The organism is Patescibacteria group bacterium, assembly GCA_041665345.1.
GTDB lineage: Bacteria > Patescibacteriota > Patescibacteriia > PEXW01 > PEXW01 > JBAYJA01.
Genome location: JBAYJA010000001.1, coordinates 322,075 through 342,356 on the forward strand (window position 1 = coordinate 322,075; position 20,282 = coordinate 342,356).

Annotated in this window: 28 protein-coding genes; 26 read left to right on the top strand and 2 right to left on the bottom strand. The window is 50.8% G+C overall.

Features of this window, described 5'->3' with window-relative positions; translation table 11 throughout:
- Positions 1-81: 81 nt before the first annotated feature.
- From WCV85_01665 to WCV85_01695, 7 genes are all read left to right on the top strand, one after another.
- The gene (locus WCV85_01665; protein ID MFA6473559.1) at positions 82-552 is read left to right on the top strand and encodes a hypothetical protein; all 471 of its coding nucleotides are present in this window, start codon (positions 82-84) and stop codon (positions 550-552) included.
- Between the two features lie 113 nt (positions 553-665).
- Positions 666-1,211 carry a hypothetical protein gene (locus tag WCV85_01670; protein MFA6473560.1) on the top strand — a complete coding sequence of 182 codons (546 nt, stop codon included), beginning with the start codon at positions 666-668 and terminating at the stop codon, positions 1,209-1,211.
- Between the two features lie 43 nt (positions 1,212-1,254).
- Positions 1,255-1,473, top strand: coding sequence for a hypothetical protein (locus WCV85_01675; GenBank protein MFA6473561.1), 219 nt, complete (start codon positions 1,255-1,257; stop codon positions 1,471-1,473).
- 409 nt (positions 1,474-1,882) lie between these two features.
- Complete coding sequence (locus WCV85_01680) at positions 1,883-2,335, top strand: hypothetical protein (GenBank protein MFA6473562.1); 453 nt, start codon at positions 1,883-1,885, stop codon at positions 2,333-2,335.
- A gap of 128 nt (positions 2,336-2,463) precedes the next feature.
- Positions 2,464-3,318 (top strand): methyltransferase domain-containing protein, encoded by an 855-nt coding sequence (locus tag WCV85_01685; protein MFA6473563.1) that lies wholly within the window; start codon positions 2,464-2,466, stop codon positions 3,316-3,318.
- A gap of 63 nt (positions 3,319-3,381) precedes the next feature.
- The gene (locus WCV85_01690) at positions 3,382-3,558 is read left to right on the top strand and encodes a hypothetical protein (protein ID MFA6473564.1); all 177 of its coding nucleotides are present in this window, start codon (positions 3,382-3,384) and stop codon (positions 3,556-3,558) included.
- 24 nt (positions 3,559-3,582) lie between these two features.
- On the top strand, positions 3,583-3,981 hold the full coding sequence (locus tag WCV85_01695) for a cupin domain-containing protein (GenBank protein ID MFA6473565.1): 399 nt from the start codon (positions 3,583-3,585) through the stop codon (positions 3,979-3,981).
- Between the two features lie 54 nt (positions 3,982-4,035).
- Here WCV85_01695 and WCV85_01700 read toward each other — a convergent pair whose 3' ends face one another.
- Positions 4,036-4,257: a hypothetical protein gene (locus tag WCV85_01700; GenBank protein ID MFA6473566.1), complete on the bottom strand. Its 222-nt coding sequence runs from the start codon at positions 4,255-4,257 to the stop codon at positions 4,036-4,038.
- A 134-nt stretch (positions 4,258-4,391) separates the two neighbouring features.
- Between WCV85_01700 and WCV85_01705 the strand changes: the two genes are divergently transcribed.
- The 17 genes from WCV85_01705 to WCV85_01785 all read left to right on the top strand — a co-directional run bounded on the left by WCV85_01705 (position 4,392) and on the right by WCV85_01785 (position 17,775).
- The gene (locus WCV85_01705; GenBank protein MFA6473567.1) at positions 4,392-5,234 is read left to right on the top strand and encodes a hypothetical protein; all 843 of its coding nucleotides are present in this window, start codon (positions 4,392-4,394) and stop codon (positions 5,232-5,234) included.
- Positions 5,235-5,312: 78 nt separating this feature from the next.
- On the top strand, positions 5,313-6,356 hold the full coding sequence (locus WCV85_01710) for an alpha/beta fold hydrolase (protein ID MFA6473568.1): 1,044 nt from the start codon (positions 5,313-5,315) through the stop codon (positions 6,354-6,356).
- A gap of 27 nt (positions 6,357-6,383) precedes the next feature.
- Positions 6,384-6,683, top strand: a complete 300-nt coding sequence (locus WCV85_01715) for a hypothetical protein (GenBank protein MFA6473569.1) — start codon at positions 6,384-6,386, stop codon at positions 6,681-6,683.
- 5 nt (positions 6,684-6,688) lie between these two features.
- Positions 6,689-7,498 carry a hypothetical protein gene (locus WCV85_01720; GenBank protein MFA6473570.1) on the top strand — a complete coding sequence of 270 codons (810 nt, stop codon included), beginning with the start codon at positions 6,689-6,691 and terminating at the stop codon, positions 7,496-7,498.
- A gap of 102 nt (positions 7,499-7,600) precedes the next feature.
- Entirely contained in the window at positions 7,601-8,131 is a 531-nt protein-coding gene (locus tag WCV85_01725; GenBank protein MFA6473571.1) for a hypothetical protein, read from the top strand.
- A gap of 24 nt (positions 8,132-8,155) precedes the next feature.
- A complete protein-coding gene (locus WCV85_01730) occupies positions 8,156-8,833 on the top strand; it encodes a hypothetical protein (protein ID MFA6473572.1) in 678 nt (225 codons plus the stop codon).
- 144 nt (positions 8,834-8,977) lie between these two features.
- Positions 8,978-9,655: a hypothetical protein gene (locus tag WCV85_01735; protein ID MFA6473573.1), complete on the top strand. Its 678-nt coding sequence runs from the start codon at positions 8,978-8,980 to the stop codon at positions 9,653-9,655.
- 97 nt (positions 9,656-9,752) lie between these two features.
- Positions 9,753-10,538, top strand: coding sequence for a heliorhodopsin HeR (heR, locus tag WCV85_01740; GenBank protein ID MFA6473574.1), 786 nt, complete (start codon positions 9,753-9,755; stop codon positions 10,536-10,538).
- Positions 10,539-10,550: 12 nt separating this feature from the next.
- Entirely contained in the window at positions 10,551-10,919 is a 369-nt protein-coding gene (locus tag WCV85_01745; protein ID MFA6473575.1) for a hypothetical protein, read from the top strand.
- 142 nt (positions 10,920-11,061) lie between these two features.
- Positions 11,062-11,700: a hypothetical protein gene (locus tag WCV85_01750; GenBank protein ID MFA6473576.1), complete on the top strand. Its 639-nt coding sequence runs from the start codon at positions 11,062-11,064 to the stop codon at positions 11,698-11,700.
- A gap of 67 nt (positions 11,701-11,767) precedes the next feature.
- Positions 11,768-12,253 carry a hypothetical protein gene (locus WCV85_01755; protein MFA6473577.1) on the top strand — a complete coding sequence of 162 codons (486 nt, stop codon included), beginning with the start codon at positions 11,768-11,770 and terminating at the stop codon, positions 12,251-12,253.
- 148 nt (positions 12,254-12,401) lie between these two features.
- Positions 12,402-12,656, top strand: a complete 255-nt coding sequence (locus tag WCV85_01760; protein ID MFA6473578.1) for a hypothetical protein — start codon at positions 12,402-12,404, stop codon at positions 12,654-12,656.
- Positions 12,657-12,867: 211 nt separating this feature from the next.
- Positions 12,868-13,341, top strand: a complete 474-nt coding sequence (locus tag WCV85_01765; protein ID MFA6473579.1) for a hypothetical protein — start codon at positions 12,868-12,870, stop codon at positions 13,339-13,341.
- A gap of 121 nt (positions 13,342-13,462) precedes the next feature.
- Positions 13,463-14,137, top strand: coding sequence for an ABC transporter ATP-binding protein (locus WCV85_01770; protein MFA6473580.1), 675 nt, complete (start codon positions 13,463-13,465; stop codon positions 14,135-14,137).
- 4 nt (positions 14,138-14,141) lie between these two features.
- Entirely contained in the window at positions 14,142-15,980 is a 1,839-nt protein-coding gene (locus WCV85_01775) for an FtsX-like permease family protein (protein ID MFA6473581.1), read from the top strand.
- Positions 15,981-15,985: 5 nt separating this feature from the next.
- Entirely contained in the window at positions 15,986-16,657 is a 672-nt protein-coding gene (locus tag WCV85_01780) for a response regulator transcription factor (protein ID MFA6473582.1), read from the top strand.
- Positions 16,654-17,775, top strand: a complete 1,122-nt coding sequence (locus WCV85_01785; protein ID MFA6473583.1) for a HAMP domain-containing sensor histidine kinase — start codon at positions 16,654-16,656, stop codon at positions 17,773-17,775. Before WCV85_01780 ends, WCV85_01785 begins: the two co-directional genes overlap by 4 nt.
- Positions 17,776-17,813: 38 nt before the next feature.
- Here WCV85_01785 and WCV85_01790 read toward each other — a convergent pair whose 3' ends face one another.
- Positions 17,814-18,464, bottom strand: a complete 651-nt coding sequence (locus tag WCV85_01790) for a hypothetical protein (protein MFA6473584.1) — start codon at positions 18,462-18,464, stop codon at positions 17,814-17,816.
- 486 nt (positions 18,465-18,950) lie between these two features.
- Here WCV85_01790 and WCV85_01795 point away from each other — a divergent pair, with 486 nt between their 5' ends.
- Positions 18,951-19,553, top strand: coding sequence for a hypothetical protein (locus tag WCV85_01795; GenBank protein MFA6473585.1), 603 nt, complete (start codon positions 18,951-18,953; stop codon positions 19,551-19,553).
- 188 nt (positions 19,554-19,741) lie between these two features.
- Positions 19,742-20,281 carry an NADH-quinone oxidoreductase subunit B family protein gene (locus WCV85_01800; protein MFA6473586.1) on the top strand — a complete coding sequence of 180 codons (540 nt, stop codon included), beginning with the start codon at positions 19,742-19,744 and terminating at the stop codon, positions 20,279-20,281.
- Position 20,282: the final 1 nt, after the last annotated feature.

Genomic DNA, 20,282 nt, shown 5'->3' on the forward strand with positions numbered 1-20,282 from the left:
GCGCAAAAACCAAATGTTTACCTACTGGATATGGACTTTGGGTAATACCCAATACCAATTGAAAGAGGTAGAAGGAGTTTTATGTCAACGCGTGTGTACTTTAAAACCAATGAGCTGCCGAAAGGTTTGACCTTTCAAAATGATCCAGCACTCTTCTGTTTCCTACTCAATGGGGAAAAAATTGGCTCCTATCTTTCTCTTGAGGGAGGAGGATATTACTGGGAGTTCACAAATTCGAATTCCCAAAATCCAAATCTCATCCCCGAGCTCTTGCAGAAAATGGTCTCGCACGTCACAATAGTCGACCACATAAGTGATGAAGCGCACCTGGTGATTTTGGATCCAGGTGAGCATTCCTTTGAAGGGAGTACAGCGTCCGTCCGAAGGAGTTTCGTCATTCCGACTCGCGGAGAACGTTACGATCATATTGAGATACGCGTCGAAGCGAAGACGCTTGATCAGGCTATCATGCTGTTTCGGGAAATCCTTGCAGGAAGAAAGGCCGAAAAACCTTTCTACAAGCGTCTGCCGTGGTGGAGACGGCTCGTCTAAAAAAACCAATCGCAACTTCCAAGCCGGGGAAATCCTTCCTCGGCTTTTTGATGATTGACAAAGAAAGGATGTTTGCCTATGGTACAGAAAAACCTACAACGAAAGGATAAACAATGCTTCTTTTACCCAAAGTGCGGTTGAGTCTCATACCGTCGCCACTCATTTTTCTTGTTGGTCCCATTGCTTGCGCTCCACCCTGGCATGCTGAGGCAATACATATCCTCCACGAGCTGGCACCGGACGTACACGTGGCTTGCCCAAATCTTCACCCACACGGCATTGCAGATAAAGTCGAAGTGGTCCGTCGAGGGGATGGTCCAGATTTCGAAAGCCGGCGAGCGTGGGAGTGGTACTACCTTGAGCACGCAGCGAAACATGGAGTGATCATGGCCTGGTTACCAACTCCACAGAAGCATGATTGCAACATTGTCTACGGCGCAACCACGAGATTAGAGCTGGGGCAGTGGATGACACGGGCATTAATGGATCCAAGTATCAACCTGTGCGTGGGTTCAGACGGCGGCTTCCCGGTTATCAGTGTCATTGCACGTGACTTACTGCAGCACTTGCCGAACAGTATTTTGCAGCCAACCTTGCGCGATACATGTGAGCAGGCGGTACGCATGTTAAACATGCAGCGATTCTCGATTGGTACGTAGAAGAACATTTCAATAGTATAGGCATAAAATCTTAGGAGGTAGTGTGGAAAAAGCACAAGACTTTTGTCGGTGCAAGCGCGCGTTGACATCATTTGGTTTCTGCATGGGGTGCGGGAAGAAAGAGCCGCTCTGCTCTTGCGAGATTCTTTCCGATGCAGATCAGCAGATGCGTGCGCAGTGTGAAGCTTTGTTCGCTTCAGAGCATGTACGCGTCCGTGATCAGAAGGGATATTTTGGTGATCGGCGCGTCCGCGCATCATGAAGTCATTTGCACTTTCAAGCCCGTTGGGATTCCAGTGGGCTTTTTGTTGCTTTGTCTGTCCATTTTGCTATACTTTTTTTGAAAATAGAGCATCCCTACTTTTTGGTAAAGGAGAGAGATTGTGGAAAAGAGAAAAATGTTCTTAGTCATTGCCTGCTTGTTCATTGCAGCTGGAACCGCGGGTAAGGCGCTTACCGATAACTCCATCTATATGGTTGGAGTCGGAATCGGTATGGCCATCCTTATTGGCTATTTCAGACCAAGATCCATTTGAGGGTAACGACTGCAGCCCTCTGCAAACAGCATGCGCTCTGCTCAACAGGGCGCTTTTTTATACATTCACACCCCCTTCACCACATTTTGGTAGAGTCAGGAAGTCGCGACATTCGTTCTTAACCATACACAATCTATGCGAAAGAAGTACGTTGCAGCCGTGCTGTTCACTGCCCTGGGGCTCTCCATTGCCGGGGTGAGTGCGGCATCAGCGCATGGTTGGGGGTTTGGCCTGGGTGCCAACGCCACACCAGAAGAGGTTGCAGCTCAGCAAACAGAAATGTTCCAGCACCAAGCTGACATCCTGGGCATAGCCGTGGATAAAGTGAAAGACGGTTGGGCACAGGGGAAGACGCTCTCTGAACTCGCTGATGAAAACAATGTGAGTGAGGAGCAGTTGCAGACGCGTTTGCAGGAGCAACGCGCAGCACAGCAGAAAGAACGCTTGCAAACTTTAGTCGAACAAAAGGTCATTACGCAGGCGCAGGCTGATGCGCGGCTGAAGGTCATGGAGGAGAAGTTCAAAAATGCTCCAGCCAAAGGCATGCGGCACGGTATGCGCGGCATGCACGGAGAACTGGGGATGTAGGAGTTTGCGGGTGAGGCAAGCGAGCGCTCAGGCATGGGCGCTCGTTTTTGCATATATCCTTGACTAAACCTCAAATAGCAAGTAGGCTCTACTGAAAATCAAACAACGTCTTTTTCCAAGGAGGATATGTGGAAAGTACGGCAGCGTACTATGACAGCCTGGGCAATGATGCATTGCCGGGCACTGGCTTTGTGGGCGTTTTTGCAGGCGATCAGCTGCACCCACCCATGGTGGATTCAGAACGTTTGCAAAACCCAATGTTTTGGAAGGAAGGAGTCAAGGCGTCGACTCGCTTACTTGCCAACAAGATGTCCCTAGAGCAATCAAGTCTGGTTCTGGATGTGGGTTGCGGTGTTGGTGGTGTGTCTTTGCAGCTCGCCGAAGAGTACCAGTGTTCCTGCGTGGGAGTGAATACATGCGCAAAGCAGATTGCAACGGCGCAGCAAATTCATGCGGATCGAGGTATTCTTCGTAATTTTTTTGTGCAAGCTGATGCGTTGGCAATGCCATTTGCAGCTGCACAATTTTCCCAGGTCATGTGCATGAACATGGCGTATCTCGTTCCTGATCATTTTGCCCTCTTTCGGGAGATGGCTCGGTGCTTGGCTCGCGGTGGGTTCCTGGGATTTGATGATTGGTGCATTACCGATCAAACGACTGAGGATGAGATTGCAGAGCTCCGTACACATTGGTCATGCCCAAATGGCTTTCACACCATGGAAGAATACCTGCAAGCCGCGCAGGCAGCTGGGCTACAGGTGCAATGGTCACGTGACTGCCAGAGTATCGGTCAAGAGCTCTACACTAGTCCCCAGCGCTTCCAGCAGTTTCGGACACTCTACCGCCCCATGGCCATTACGATGTACGGCCAGGAGCGAGGGACACAGGTGATCGAAGACTTCATTGGCTCATGGACTCGGCTTGGGAAACTCTTTCAAAATAGACATTTTGGTTACTACCAAGTGGTTTTCAAAAAAATGTAAACCCTTCAGGCCCGTTGCAAATACAGCGGGCTTTTTTTTATCCGTAAGGTGTATACTCCAGCCATGGGGCCCAAATTTCTTATCTACCTTTTTCTCAGTGTTAGTTCATTCCTTGGTGGTTGGATACCAACCTTGTGGGGCGCCAGCGCCTTTGGGATGGTATCAACCCTGGGTGGCCTGATTGGTGGAGGCCTGGGTATCTGGGCAGGGTTCAAACTTGGCCAGACAATTGGCGGATAATTTTTTTCCTAACACCACACGCGTATGCATGGGTACCACCAGAATATTGAAGAGCTGACAGTAGCGAATACCAATTTTCGCAAAGTCCTATACACTGCCAAGCACACGCAGCTGGTTTTGATGTGCCTGCAACCAGGTGAAGCAATTGGGATGGAAGTGCATGCAGAGAATGACCAGTTCTTCCGTTTTGAAGCAGGGCAGGGGAGAGTGACCGTTGATGGAAATGTCCATGAGGTCAAAGATGGTTCGGCAGTCATTGTTCCAGCCGGGGCACAGCACAATGTAGAAAATACCTCAGCCATGGAACCGCTGAAACTCTACACACTGTACAGCCCGTCACATCATAAGGATGGGATTGTCCGAGCGACGAAAGCAGATGCTGAGGCCAATGATGCAGAGTTTGACGGGAAGACAACGGAGTAGAGCGTTATAAAAAAGTAAAATCCCCACATAGTTTTTTGCCATGTGGGGGAGGTGTTATGCCCATTGGATGAGTGTGCCTGCGGTGTAGCCGAAAATTACCGGGATGCTGGCGCGCAGGAAAAGCTCTTTTTTGCCATGCAGAATGTCTGCAGCCATGGCAGTACAAGCAAGGAAGAGCGCAGCTTCGCCAGCGGTATGCACCTCCCATTGCCACGGACATCGGTAACTGATAAACCCACCAGCGCAGACCAAGAGGATACTAGTGTGCCATTTCATTCGTTCATTTCCTTAGGTTGTCTTTTGGTATTGCGGCCAGCATACGTTGGAGGCTGCTTGACGTCAAGCAGACGAACTACTCCCAATCCAGAGTGAGTTAGTGTATACTACGATTACCGTAACCAAACAAGCCTATGCGTCGGATTACATTCAGCATATTCGTTCTGGGATTAGCTACCTTCCTGCTCGTCGCATGCGAAAAAACTGTTACCCCAGGCTCGAATTTCAATGCGACTCAGGCAATCAATGCAGTGGTGCAGCAGAACGTGAATCAGATGCTAGCAAATGTAAATACAGGGATAGCGGCTGGTATAGTTTGGCAGAAGACTGGCGCAGGTTGGACGGTGTTGGGAAATCCTCCAAGCTGTCCTGATCCTTTGCAGCTCCAATCTCCGGTGGATGTTGCAAAAGCCACAGCGATTTTGTACCCAGGGCAAACGCGCGGCGGCAATTACAAGCCGCATGGTGGTTTTCGATTTAGTAGTGCCACAAATACCGTACCTGTTCGTGCTCCTCTGGACGCGCAACTGGTAGAAGGGTCTCGGTACATTGAGCAAGGTGAAACGCAGTACCTGCTCGTTTTCCAAAATCCTTGCGGTCTGCGTTACCGGTTCGACCACCTGCTCACCCTGGCACCAGCCTTCGCCACCGTGGTTGCAACATTACCCGCAGCACAAGTTGATCAGTCACAAACCACAGCATTTGCAAACCCAGTGCAGGTAAGCGCAGGCGACGTCATTGCTAGTGCCGTAGGTTTTGCTAAGACCAAGAATGTCTCCGTTGACTTTGGGGTGTACGACCTCCGGCAAAAAAACGCGGCATCAAAAAATGCCACCTGGGCTGCTAGCCACGATGTTGAGCAAGCGCAGTACGCCCTTTGCTGGTTGGACTTGTTACCAGCCGCTGAAGTGACAACCATGAAAGCCTTGCCTGGCGCTGACCAAACCGCAGGCAAGACCAGTGATTACTGCACGTAGGATGAGGAACAAACTCTCCGTCTTCAAGGAGGAGTTTGTCCAGTAGGGAGAGCCGTGGTATAACCTTACTTTCTGGGTATGCCAAGAAAAACCCTCACCATTGGCGGAATCGGCATTACCTGCCTGGCGCTGGCTAGCGTGGGTTTTTTCCTACGCCATCCGCAACCAGAATTGCGACCGACACAAACGAACACATCGGCACCTCCTGATGGCAAAGTGGAGGCAGAGACCGTGGCTATTTCACCCACAGAAGCACCACACCCTGTGTCACTACCCGCACTCATGGCCACCATTTTTGATGGGCGCGGTTTGAAGCTCGGGCAAGTTTTGGAGAGTAACAGTGCCTACACCCGGCACTTCATAACCTACAAGAGCGGGGAGCTGACCATTTCCGGCATATTGAACATCCCTAAGGGCGCTGGTCCTTTTCCGGTACTCATCTTGAATCACGGTCACATTGATACCAATGTGTATACCAATGGTCGCGGTCTTAAGCGTGAGCAAGACTACTTGGCGCGCCAAGGATTTGCCGTGCTGCACCCTGACTACCGGAACCACGCGCAATCATCAAAAGATACCCGAGATGCACTCGCAGTTCGGCTTGGGTATGTGGAAGACGTGATCAACGCAGTCTACGCACTCCGGGCTGCCGGAATCTCGGGGTTGGATCTGGAACACATCGGGATGCTGGGTCATTCTATGGGTGGGGGAGTAACCCTCTCTGCACTGGTCACCGTGCCGGAGTTGATTGACGCCGCAGTGCTCTACGCGCCGGTATCTGGGGATATGCGGAAGAGCTACGAACGGTGGATTGCCCGGGAGTCGAATAATGCAGTGCTGCTTGGGGAGTTGTACGGCACGCCGGAAGCGAATCCAATTTTTTGGGATAATCTCTCGGCCGAAAGTTTCTACGAAAAGGTACAAGCACCGGTACGGATATTCCATGGCACAGGGGATGAGAGTGTGCCCATTGCTTGGTCTCAAGAAACCCAGCGCTTGCTCAAAGCTGCCGGCAAAGAAGTGTCACTCATAACCTACCCAGGTGCGCCCCATGAATTCACCAGCACCTGGTCAGATTTCATGCGGCAAACGGCAGCGTTTTTCAAAGCATCGTTTCAGTAACCTTTGGTACGGGTGTAGAATGGAAGTATGTTCCTCTCCGCCCCAGCCAACCCCACAAAAACGAAGCACGTTATCTATCTCCTGGCCGCTCTTAGTTTAGGGGTAGTGCTGAGTTTTCTTGTCCACGCGGGAATTGAAACAGCGTATTTGTCCTGGGCAGGATCGGCTGGCAAAACAGTTACTTGGTATGGTGGCTGTGCCTTGCATCCAGTCATTCAAGTTGGATTAGTCATAGTTGGAGCAGTTAGCGGTTTTTTCCTGGGCCGGTTTTGGTGGCGGCTGGTGTACATTGAACGCCGATGGGCGAAAGGAAAAATAACTCATTAAGGTCTATGCCTGAACACATTTCTCAAGAACCGATAGATCAAAATGAAGAGCAACGTGAATTGCAACGCCAGTACGAAGAACGAATGATCCGAGTTCGAATAAATATTGAGCAATTGTACGATAAAGCTTTGGCGGAAGGAAAAAATCCGGTTGATGCATTGTTGGATGAAGACTTCTCCGAAGGTCGGCAGATTTTTGGTGCAGATGTCGTGGATGGTTTTGTTACCACAGCCAGAGAGCTTGAAGTTTTATCACGGGAAGAGTTTATCGAACAAACTACAGAACGCATTGGGAACATTGTGCAATTAGTGTATTTTGATCAAGAAGTGCGGGCGCGTTCTGCGGCGTTGCAGGCCGAGCGGGCTAGCCAGCATAAGGAGCAAATTTCCTTCGGCCATCTGAATGCCAGTATCCGTGATTTTGAATGGAGCGACCTGTCACTTGGGGGAAACACCACCTTACGCAGCGGCGAGAAAATCATAGAAATCAGTTGGCCGGGCACCGAAGGCCCGACGCCACCTGCAGGCATTCGCGAGGTTGAAGATGCGTTTCGCCAGATGGCAGGCTATGTTGTTGAACATCCGGAGATAAAAGCCGTGATCGCCGTGTCCTGGATGATGTCTCGTGGTATTGCGAAGCGGTTGGGTTTTCAAGTGCATCCTGAGGTGTCCATTCAGCCAGACCAGCAGAAAAGTGTCGTTGATTGGGCGACGAAAGCACGCCAAGATAAACCATACGTGAAAGGGGTTGAACCAAAAGACGTGCAGCTTGGGGTCATTGCGCGGGAGGAATTTTTGCAACGGTACAACGTGTAACGAGACGCACTCTCAATGCATATGAGGGCAACCTAGCAGCACGGTTCCCACTTCTCAGAGAACGAGCTATACTTCTCCTAACTCGTACTAAGAATGAGAAGTATGCACAGAATCCTAAAAAACACAGCCATTTGTGTGCTTGGCCTGGTTTTTGTCGTTGGTTTGGCTGGGTGCAAATCAGCGGCGGATAACGCGGTTGAGAAGGCAATTGAGCAAACCACGGGCACGGACGCTGAGGTAGATGCTAGTCAAAACAAGGTGGCAATTAACGTCAATGGAACCAGTTGGGTAACGGGTGATGCAGTGAGTTTACCCACGAATTTTCCGGAGGATATTTACGTTGCGGAAGGAACCATCAAAGTTGCAATTGCTAGTAATGAAACCCAGGGATTTACCGTCTCACTGGAGAGCACGCAGAGTGTGGCTGATTTGAAGGCTGCGTACCTTAAAGAATTGGTGGCAGATGGTTGGACAATCACCGGTTCCTACGATATCCAAGGGGCGTCTTCTGTCATGGCCACGAAAGCCAAGCGGTCTACGACTATCACGCTGGGTGCAAACGAAGATAAGTCCAAAACCGTGGTGGGCATTAATACGTACACAGACACGAGCCCCGCAGCGCCGAGTAATTAGCATTCTCCAAAATACAGTACATATATGCAGAAACGCATTACTATCCCAGTCGTCATCATATGTGCAATGTTCCTCACTACCGGCATTGCCCTAGCGGCTCCGCGAGACATTACCAGCAAAATTGGTGGTAAGGCGAATGAAGTCTTCAAGATTGTTGGTGGGCTCATTACCAAATCGTTGCAAGTTGATGGAAATATTCAGGTCAACGGAAATATTTACCGTGGCAAGCGAGCTGGAGCAGGGGACAAAAATCCACTAACAGTTGCTGATGATTTGAAAGTAACCGGGACTATCACCAGCGCTGGTTTAAACGTCCCCGCCACGAAGCGGTACGCTGGGACCATTGACATTGCTGCAGCTGGGGAGGTTGTGACGGAGTCATACACCACTGGTGACTGTGCGTTATTGCCCGTCACTTACCCAAAGGTGCAGCGTTTTCACTGGAAGAAAATTGCTGTCCCTGAAGCAAAAGTTGCAGCGTATCCTGACATTCGCATGTACGTAAAAGCAAGCATTACGGCACCAGTTGCTCCGTCGGTCAATCCATTCACCGGAGTTGCGGATCTCTGGATGCCCGCAGGCAGTATCTACATGAGCCCAGGGTATGTGTACTACTTCTTCAAAGCTGTACAAGAAGCCTGCAACGGCACGCTGACGCCAAGTTATTTCACTTCGGGCGAGTATCAGATCGTGGTGCAGTAAATAGGGGATGTAAAAAAAGACGCTTGGGTAGCAGCCCTGGCGCCTTTTTTGGAATGACGTATTTCCGTACCTTGACGCCACGGGTAAGTTACGTAGACTAAGAGTAAGCAAAAGAAAAATGAGTACTTCAACAAGGAGTTTCCTTTGAAAAAATGGATAGGTTTTATCGCCGTTGTCTGGTTCGTATGGCCCGTGATGCTTTTTGCAGATTTACGCATCGTCACGGTGGCAGACGATGAAACACAGGTCGACAGTACCATGGGCGTATTTGTTGCTCGAAAAATTCACCTTGAGAAGACGCTTTGGCTAAACTTGGAGAAGCGCTGCGCACAAGTTGATACTAAACTTGGGAGTAAGGATGAGGGGTCAAGTCTCATTTTTGCAGATTCTCTGCTGGTGCAATACAGAAAATTTCAACAGTTTGAAGTCTACACTCGGACCGTCGAGCCACCATCTCAGCCCGCTCCCGAAGAGTTTTCAGGTGGTTTAGGTATACTTTCTGAGGTTACCTTTACTGTAGATACAACTGACTCGCAACAAATCATTTGCTCCTTTCTGTGTCAGCAAATCATTTCCACAAGAATTGAGGCTGAGGATACGCTGACGCACACCGTATGGGTCACCGATGAGATTTGCCTACCTGCTTGGGTGAGCAATTTGCTTGATGTCGGACTGAAGCACCGTACGAAAGGCTTACCCCTGCGTACGATATACATTTCAAAACATCAGTACATTTTGCAAGAGGTAATCTCAGTGACGGAAGATGTGCCCCCACCCGATACATACGTCATCCCCGTACACTACTCCGATTTTACGCAGTAATTTTATACCCCGCACATTCTTGTGTGGGGTTTTTTAAACTTTACCTTTGGGTGTATAATTCTGTTATTCAAAAATTCTAACACCAACGTCCATGAAAATGCCAAGCCTCACCACCCAAGCAACCAAACTCCATCGCCTTCGCCGGTTTAACGGCGTCATGGCCATTTTGCACTTGGCGCAGGGTTTCCTCATGCTCTTCCTCAGCAGCGACTTTAGCTTGCCCCTGACCACGGCGTACGTGGAGATGGACAGGACGACAAACCTGCTGACCCCAGTACTGAAGACTATTGGAGAGTGGCGCATTGGGCCGCTTGTCGCAGGCTTCTTGTTTTTGTCAGCGATCGCGCACGCGCTCATTGCCTTTGTGCCAGGAATCAACAAGTGGTACAACGAGAATCTCGCAAAGGGCATTAATCCTGCCCGATGGATTGAGTATGCCTTTTCTAGTTCACTGATGATGGTTGTGGTGGTCATGCTCACAGGCATGTACGACGTGAGTAGTCTGTTGCTCATCTTCTTCCTGAACATGATGATGATCCTCTTCGGCTGGGTTATGGAACTACACAACCAGACCACGAAGAAAACAGATTGGACCAGTTACATCTTTGGATGTCTCGCCGGTGCAATCCCGTGGATTGTCGTGGCGCTCTATTTATTCAACGCCGGCGGAGAAGCTGGACGTGCCCCAACCTTCGTGTACTGGATTTTCTTCTCCATCTTCCTGTTCTTCAATGTCTTTGCGGTGAACATGATTTTGCAGTACAAAAAAGTTGGGAAGTGGAAAGACTACCTCTACGGCGAGCGAGCCTACATCATCTTGAGTTTGGTCGCCAAGTCCCTGCTGGCCTGGCAGGTCTTTGCTGGTACCCTGCGACCAGTGTGATAATAGTTTTCTATGGATGATCTTCAACCTGTCCAATCTTTACCAAAAAAGAGACATCTGCTCCGCTTACTATTCCTCAGTATTCTTGGAGTTGTTTGTATTGCCGCATTGCTGGGGGTAATGTATTGGAAGGATGTTTTTCCTTTCAACCTGCGCAATAGCATAGATGTAACAATTTTTGGTTTTGGGAATAATCAAGAAATATCGACAACTTTGGGCTTAGGTGAAACAACGTGTAGTTTTTTACAAGGCGTTAGTCCCACATCACCAGTAACAACTTTTGATATTCAGGCACAGTACGGCACAATTGGACCCAATGAATGCAGTGATAAGAACAAATTTTGCGTGCCAGGATGCGTGGCTTCGTTGGTTCAGCAGTAGTAACACAAAATGAATTTGTCCATCCTTTCAAGTACACGGCACCTATGGAAATGCCGGCATCTGGTAGCGATACAGTACAAGTAGTGCTCCAAGATGAACGCGGCCATGAAGTACGTCGGGAGTTAACTGTGCAGTTGCAGCAGTGAATTTTCCTACAAAACTCAGCCGGTACCCTGCGGCCGGGGTAACCACACTCCCGATACTCATCGGGGGTGCACCCTGCGCTGGGAAATCGACGCTGGCAAAAGCCCTTGCCACTGAACGTGGTTGTGAAGTTGGGCACGTCGATGATTTGAGCGACGCCTTCAAGACGGCCAAGGAAAATGAACGCCATAAGTACCCGTGGATGTTTTCGACGTACAAAACTACGGCGGAAGAATTTTGGGAAAATCGAACACCACGTGATCTCATTGCGGTTGAAGTTGCTCAGGCGAAGGAGTACTGGCCAGAACTCAAAAGAGTTATGCAAACCGGGACGTTTGGAATTCTGGAAGGTGTCTCTATCTTGCCAGAACTTGTGTGGAAGGAGTTTGGAGCTGCTATCCGTATGGTTGTCCTTATTGATACGGATTTATTGAGAGTGCGGCAGACAATCTTTACCCGGGGGATTTGGGACGATGCCAACACCTACAGTGACTGGGTGAAAGAGAAAGAGTTAGAGTGGGTGGAATTGCACAACGCTTGGTTTCGGGAGCAAGCAAAAAAGTATCCTTACCCACTTTTTGAAGTAGGGGATCGGGGACAACTACTTGAGCAAGCAAAGACATACTTTGCTGGATGAATAATTGACACTGGGTAAAGCGTGAGCTAGGATGGACGGAAAGACAAAAAAAGCGTAGGAGGAAAACGTGAATAAATTACTGCTGACGTTTGATTTTTCGGAACGCTCGTACCAGCGCCTTGAAAAATTAGTTGAAATGAGCCAGAGTTCCAGTCTGTCATCAAGTTCGGAGAAGAAAGTTGCCGTTTTAGAAAAAGCGCTTTTCTGCTTGGATGAATTCCTGGATCGAACATTCGACGGGTGGGAGCTAATTGAAACGCAGAATGGCCAAGAGACGCAGATTGTGCTTAGCGATGAGAGCTTAGGGGAAACCTTCACTCTGGAAGAAGTTTTCCAGAACGGAGAGGGCCGACCCTGGCGCTGTACGCTGGGGCTTGCTCCAGAAGGCGCTCGTTTCCTTGCCGACCTCACCGTCGAGTCTAGTAGTGCGAACCGAGCAGAGATGCTCATGAAAGCTTTGAACCTGCTTGACCATCTGCTGAATGGTCAGCTCGATGGCAAACGCTATGACTTCCGGCTGAATGATGAGCGTGCCAATTTCGAAAATCTGTAAGTACTTTACTCAGTCACCATGAACCGTCCACCTAGGGCGGTTCTTTTATACACCAACGTGCGGACTTGACATACTACATTGGCAGTGGTAGGTTTCTTCATTACAACAAGAAGTAGTCAAAAAGAAACTTAAAAACCTAGGAGGATGTATGGCATTAACCCAAATCTTGATTGCCCACGAAACAGAACAGGGAGAAAAGGTTGAAGTGCCAGGGCGCATTTCAATTGAAAATGGAGCGATCTTTATCAGAATCGATGTGCCTAAGGAGGATGCAACGTTCCCAGATCGTTCTAAGGCGATCGAGAAACTGGCCAAAGACTGTGAGGCAAATGGTATCGAGCATGAGCTCCTTTTCGTCGGCCGTCTTAAGCTCCCAGATTGCATCAAGATTTTTTGCAAGTAGTTCGGGCCAACATACCGAGGAACGTACGTTCCTCGGCTTTTTTTGTTTGCACGGGTCTGAAGTAGAGATGACTACCCTTGACAAAAAGCCGGTTTTGCTGTAGTATCTGGGGTTAGAGAAAAATAGGCGTCTGGGATTATCTGTCTTGCCCGGACCGCCGCCATGCGTCAAAAGACAGCCAACACCAACAGCGCATGGCACGGAGTCTTTCATGTTCCTTTCAAACCTATTTAATCGCCAACGCTTCGCAGCGTTGCCTGGTAGAGTCATATTAACAATCAGGAATTGGGCAAAGCTCGTGTTGCTCAAGTCGTTAGGCGCTGAGCGTCTAAGTAAGCTCGGTTTCTGGTTTACAAAGCTGAGCGGCATATCTGAAGACCGGCCATTTGGCTGGGATTCGAATTTACGCATCACTGAGAGATTCTGGGCTTCCCCAACAGTAACTGACGGTCGGTTCTTTGAGGTGAGCGAGCCGGTGACAACATTGGCAATTCTTTCATTTTCAGCGCCCTCCACGCAGCTGGACAAGCAAACACCATTGGTGAAGGAACTCTTCAAAATCCAGGGAGTGAAGTCCATTACTATCACTCCTTATCAGATTTTAGTTCAGTGGTCAGCGGTTTTTGGGCTTAAGGAGATGTGTCCGAAAATCCATGCCGTACTTCATAAGCACCTTTCCGTCTAAGTAGACAAGCAAACCCGTGTAGCCTCCTGCTGCACGGGTTTTTTCGTACTGCAAATTTTTTTCACACCCCCTTCACAGTGAAGGCGTACGCTTAGGGTATTCGCAATTCATTTTGACACGCATGGCTGACATCATACAGGTGCACCAGGTTTCCAAAGTGTACCAGGACGGGGATCGACAGATTAAGGCGTTAGATAACATAAGCTTGAAGGTAGCAGAAGGGGAGAGTGTAGCGATTGTGGGTTCATCCGGCAGTGGGAAGTCCACCCTGCTGCAGCTGGTAGGTGGGTTGGATACGCCAACCAGCGGGGAGATTACCGTGGGTGGGCAGCAGTTAGCTGAACTCTCGGACGACAGTCTATCCACCTTCCGGAACAAGACCATTGGGTTTGTCTTCCAGTTTTTTCATTTACATGATTACCTGACTGCGCAGGAGAACGTGGCACTGCCGTTGCAACTGGGCGGGGTGCACAGCGGAGAAGCCATGCGGCAGGCCAAAGTGATGCTGCAGAAAGTGCACCTGGAAGACCGGGCCAACCACAAACCCAAGATGATGAGCGGGGGTGAAATGCAGCGGGTGGCGATTGCTCGCGCATTGGTGAACAATCCGCAGGTAATTTTGGCAGACGAGCCAACCGGGAATTTGGACAAGCAGAATGCACTCTCGGTTTTGGATGCCTTTGACGAAATTGCGCGCTCCGGGGTGAGCGTGGTTATTATTACGCACGATGAATCTATCAAGCAGCGATTCAGCCGGGTGATCCGCTTGGACAAGGGAGCGCTGGTAAAATTCTAAATCTATGATCTGGTCAACCATTGTTTCCCTAAACTTCAAGAAACTTCGGACGTACAAAGGCAAAGCCTTGTTTCTCATCTTGCCTGTGGCAATGCTCATGGTCGTGGGCGTAACTGTCACCAGCCAAGCCACGAATTTGTTGCACGCGGCTGAACAGCGTATCCTGGGGACTGCAAAAGAAGCAGCGCGTCTCATTCAGCTGAGCCCCGCAGTGCAGCAGAGAACCACGTCAGGCGCGGGGGGCGGGCAGGCACAGTTCATTGGTGGTTTTGGAGAAGAGTACACGGCGAGTGACGTGGACAAAGTTTCGGCTATCCCAAATGTATCCGCAGCCGAACTTGCGGTGGATGTGCCTGCTGGCCAAGCAACGACCAGTGATTTGCAGAACGGAAAAACCCTTACCCTGGGTCAGCTAAAAAGCGTGGGGACAGAGGTGGCGAAGCTCTACACCAATCAAGACTTTTCCTATACAGCGGGGCAACCCATTCCTATTGTCCTCACCACCAGCAGTCTCATCCACCAGTACACAGATTGGGGCGGGAAGACGGAGGTGACGTTGGAGCTGGGTCGGCCTGGGCAGGGTCGGGGGCCGGAGCAAGCCTTGGCTTCATCGCCAATCAAGTTTGAAGCCGTGGAGCTGACCAAGGACGAGCTCATGGGCAAGGAATTTACCGTCCAGTTTGGCACCTTGGAAACCATTCAAGACTACACGCAAGAGTTCACTGATTCGGGTTTGAAGTTTACAAAGCTCACGGACGCTGAGTTGAAAACCAAAGAAGCAGACCGAAAATCCGCGCTGAGCACGTACTGGAACTACGATGCACTAGCAAAGCCCCTGACGTATACCTTCAAAGTTGTAGGGGTGGTAGAAGTGGAAGGCAGGGGCGCGTCGTACGTGCCCACGAACTTCGTGAATGCGTTGATGCACGATCTTATCCAAAAGCAGCTGAGCGCTCGGACGAAAACCGCTCTCCCAACAGACAAGCTGAACTCTACCTTCACGGGCATGACCTACGACGGAGTGGAACTCGGGGGTGGCCAAGGCGGGCTCATGGGCGGTGGCATCCGCGTGGCTTTTGGCCAGCTTCGGAATGGTGCGCAGGAAACCACAGCGAGTTACGCGGTGCCTGGTTTGGTCATAAGCACCGAACGTGAGACCGGAGACGCTGATGCTTTTGCTCGCAGGTTCAGCGGAAGCGGTGGGACGGTCAAAGGTGTGGTGACGGATGCGGACGTTTTCACCAAGGCCACAGTTGCTTCGGACACCATGCTGGTGCAAATTGCCAGTGCAGAAAAACGGGCTGAGGTGGTGAAGGCCTTGAACAACGCTGGGTATGCGTACACTGATGTGAACGACTTGGAAGTGTACACGTCACTCCAAAATACCCTGTCCCGAACCGTGACCTGCGTGCTCCTTGGTTTCATTCTCATTACCGCGCTAGTGATCATTTTCACCATGGGAAAGTTCGTGGCCGAGAGCCGGAAGGAGATTGGGGTGTTCCGCGCCCTGGGCGCAACCAAGGCTAGCATCAAACAGCTGTTCCTTTCCCAAGCCGTGCTCTACACTGGGTTGGCGTATGTCGCCGGGGCGTTGCTGGGTATTGGGGTGACGCTTGGGCTTGCCAAAGCCGTGCAACTCTGGTTTGATAGGTTCGTTGGTGAGACCGTGCAGCAGACGTTCACCGTGGTGCAGCAATCCAGTGCCAACTCCTTTGCCGCGGTTGATTGGGCACGGTTTGGCTTACTCACCGGGTTGCTGTTCGTCACCACGATTATCGTGGCAATCATCCCAGCTGTCCGTGCGTCCAATGTCTCGCCAGTGCAAGCCATGAAGAGCGAATAACCCACATGAAAATTCTCCTGGTGGAAGATGAAGAGAGTATCCGCGAAGTGGTGAAACGCTACTTGGAGCGCGCGGGTTTTCAGGTGGACGAAGCCGGGAGCGGACCCGTGGCTCTACTGAAAGCCAAGCAGGGATTTGATCTCATTATTTTAGATTTGAACCTGCCGAATTTGGACGGCGTGGAAGTGTGCAAGAAGATCCGTGAGACATCCAACGTCCCAATCCTCATGGCCACGGCACGGGTGGAAGAAGGCCAGGAACTTACTGGCTTGTCCGTAGGTGCGGATGACTACATCAAGAAGCCGTACTCACCCAAAGTGTTGGTGGCGCACGTCCAAGCTTTGCTCCGTCGGGCTAGCCAGCCGGGCAGCCGCAGCCGCGGGCAGGGGAGCATTACCTGTGATGACGAGCAAATGGCTTTGCGCCGCGGCGACGAAACCATTGGGCTTACGGCCACGCAGTACCGCATTGCGCGGGCTCTGTTTACAAGCCCGGGCCGGATTTTTTCCCGCACCGAGTTGTTGGAAGCCAGCCGGAATGGGGACAGCGTAGGGGAGACCGATGAGCGGGTGATTGACGCGCATATCAAAAGTTTGCGTCGCCGCATTGAGGCAGACCAAGAGCAGCCCAAGCACATTCTCACTGTCGTGGGCGTCGGTTACAAAGCAGCTGTATGACATTCCAAATCTTCATTCGATCCATAGCATTCCGCGTTGGGGTGAGCGTTGCCCTGCTCTTCATTGTGCTGTTTGGGAGTTTGTACTTCTTCGTGGAGCGGCGCGGTGAACGAGCGTTTACCGATGTGGTGACCACCTGGAATGGCCGCTTTGGCATCATCACCCCGTTTGATGATCCGCAGATGCCGTGGTCAAACCGCATTGCCGAGCCGCGCCAGGAGTTCCGCGCACGTTTCCGCAATTCACTCCTGTTCATTGGCGGGCTTGGTGTTTTGGGATCAGTGGCTATTGGTGCACTGGTCGCTTCCATGATCACCCGGCCGTTGCGGAAAGTGGGGGAGGGCATGCAGAAGTTGCGAGCCAGTGACTACAACCACAAGCTTGCACCAGCTCCTGCTGCGGAAGTGGATGCCTTGGTCACAGAGTTCAACGCATTGACCGATGAATTGCGCCGGACCGATGAATTACGAAAAACCATGATCTCCGACGTGTCGCATGAATTGGCAACGCCCATCACCAGTCTCATGGCGCAGCTGGAAGCCATAAGTGACCAAGTGGTTCCTTTGGACGTTGTGCGCATAGGGAAGTTGCGCACGCAGCTAGACCGGCTGCACAGCATGGTGGATGGCTTGCAAGAGTACACGCGTTTGCGCAGCCGGGCAGTGTCTTTGCAGCGGCAGATGGTTGACCTCCGACAAGTGGTGGACGCCGTGCTCAATACGCACGAGCAGACGATACGCACTGCACGCATGGCAGTCCATGTGGACATTGCGGCCGGTGCCACCCTGCAGGCTGACCCCAAATTGCTGGAGCATGTGCTGAACAATTTGGTTGCGAATGCATTGCGGTATAGCCAGGGGAAAACCCTTGCCATTCGGCATACTCCCAACCAATTGGTGGTTGAAGATGACGGTGTGGGGATTCCCGCTGAGCACCGGCAAAATATTTTTGAACGTTTCTTCCGCATGGAGAAAAGCCGCAGCCGGGAAACTGGTGGGCTTGGTTTGGGGCTGGCAATAGTGAAGGAAATTGTGGAAGCGCACGGTTGGCGCATTCGGGCTGAGCAAAGCCAGTACTCAACTGGCGCGGCTTTTGTTATTACTACACATCTTGGGTAAGAAAAAGCAGCTCGGTATAGACGAGCTGCTGATGGAGGCTAGTACTGTTCGACACAGAACATGGCTCTGCAAAGGTGCAGTACATCCTGGGTAGGTTTCACCAGAATGTCTTGGGTTACATTGAGCAGTAAGGCTTCACTCACCACGGCTTGGGTCAAGTCTTTGGCATGGGCAATATCCGCTTCTCCATGCATTTGAGTGTAGGTGAAGTCTGTCAGTTGCAGTTTGCGTCCCGCATCCGCAAGCCAGGGCATGAATGCTGCTGATGTGTGTTCCAAAAGTGCGAGCACAGAAACGCCGTAGAGCGCACTTTTTTCCGCATAGCTGAGGAGCACGCCAGCTCGCTGCTTTGCCTGCATTCGCCGGGAGTGGTCTATCCGCTCTTCCCATAGCGGAGTAACGAAGCGGTCAAGCATTGCCGGGTGGTCTTCACCCACTTCACACTCCAAGTTGCTGCGACACGCATGTATAGCTTCAGGGCTTTGCACGCGGAGCCAGGTGAGACTCAGCAGGGGAATGAACGTTGGTCGAATGGTGTCGGCGTAGGTGAGGACAATGTCCGCCAATTGCTCAGGAGTAAGCGATGCAACGGATGGCAGCATTCTTCCCACAGTGTTGGCAACCATCCGAAGTTCATGCTGTGTTTTGCCAAGCAGCTGTCGTTCGTCCAAGACTTGTAGTTCTGACATTTGGAAAGGTCTCCTTTCTGGTTTTTGCGTTTCAGCTGAGCTTACTCTTGTACGTAGTACCCGTCAAGAAAAAAAAATGACGGCAGGGTTGGGAGACCATGCCGCCGTTGTGTCGGGCTTTTTTGGGACCGCAGAACCCATTGTTTGTCCTGCAGCTTTCAAAGAGCTAGCCGATGACACTACCCGACGTAATGCAGGCAGAAGAAGGGTACAGGGAGCAGGGGAAAAGCGTCAAGAAAAAGACGGTAGTTTCTGGGAACTACCGTCCGTAGATGATTGAGTGTTAGCCGAAACGTGGTCTATTACTGCATCGGCTTTCAAAGAGCGAGCTCAGCGCCTACTCAATCAAGACGCAAGCAAGGGGAGTGTAGAATGGGATGCGAAGTGGGTCAATAAACAGTGGGGGTTGACTTCTTGGGAAAAACGTGTACGCTGACTTCTTCGGAAATGGAATTGTACATTATACATGGTCAATATGGAGGTTCGATGCTCAAGAAGGAGTTTCTCTCACAGCAGGAAATGGAATTCATTTATGAGAATATCCGCATTGCGTGGGAGCTGAAGGAAAAAGGACTTTTCGTCCCGATCAACCAAAAGCGAATGCATGAGCTGGTAGGGCGGGGTATTGCAGTGCCCGTATGCCCAGATGGTGACCACAGTCATGACATGTTTAACCATCTCACTTCGTTCACTCGTCGGGTGCATGCTCCCGCATTGAACGGGGGAGCGGTTATGATGTCACCTCACCATCCGAAGTATCAGATTGAGGGGCAAGCGCTTTTCAACAGCCTTGACGGTGCACGTCAGGCCGGCAAACGCTATGGGAATGAGTATGGACTGTTTGGTTTTGAAACGCATCTTGTGTGCAAAGCAATGCTTGAGGAAATGCGAGGTATTGCTTCTTGTACGCAGTGCATTCTTGAAGGGAAAGATGACTTTATTACGCGGACGGGAATTTCTCCCAAAGCAACAATGGTTTTCATTCGAATCGACTGGACTCCCTTTGAGCAAAGGGAGGAGAAGAAGAAACGCCGTACCTATATAGTCAAGGGTAGTCGACGTGAGCTTCTGCGGCCGTATTTGCAGTAGTTGATCTTTTGTTTGGACTGGTCATTGTGCCAGTCCTTTTCTACATTTCAATATTGACAGGTAGCTGTGTGTTCCCTACACTTGATGCGTCCCGGGCATCATTTCGGCCATCGTAACTACGTTTATCAGTTTTGCTATCCGCTTGCATTTTTTTGCAGGCATCATTCAATCTGGGTTGATGTACGTCTATGTTCACACTTTTTTTGAAGATATTTAGCACGCCGAAGACTGTCATCCCCGTCCAGGATTTTGACCGTGAGCAGGCGGCCATTCTGGCGGTCGGTGAGCGGTTACAGGAGCAGGTGAAACGCCTCTTCCGTGGTTCTTTGGCTATTCGGCAGGTGGACGCTGGTTCAGACAATGCGTGCGAGCAAGAACTCGTCGCCCTTGGGAATGCTTTCTACGATGTAGAGCGTTTCGGTATCCACTTTGTGGCGTCGCCGAAGCATGCGGATATGCTTTTGGTGACTGGCCCCGTAACCCGGAACATGGCTGAAGCATTGCGGCGAGCGTACGCAGCCACGCCAGAGCCAAAAATTGTGGTGGCCGTTGGCGATGATGCAATCAACGGTGGGATTTTCAAAGGGTCATATGCGACGCATGATGGCGTTGGGAATGTCATCCCCGTGCACTACCAGATTCCGGGTGATCCACCTACGCCAAAGGTTATTATTTACCACCTTCTCAAAATTTTGGAAGGACTCGAAAGAAAACCCACACGCACCTGAG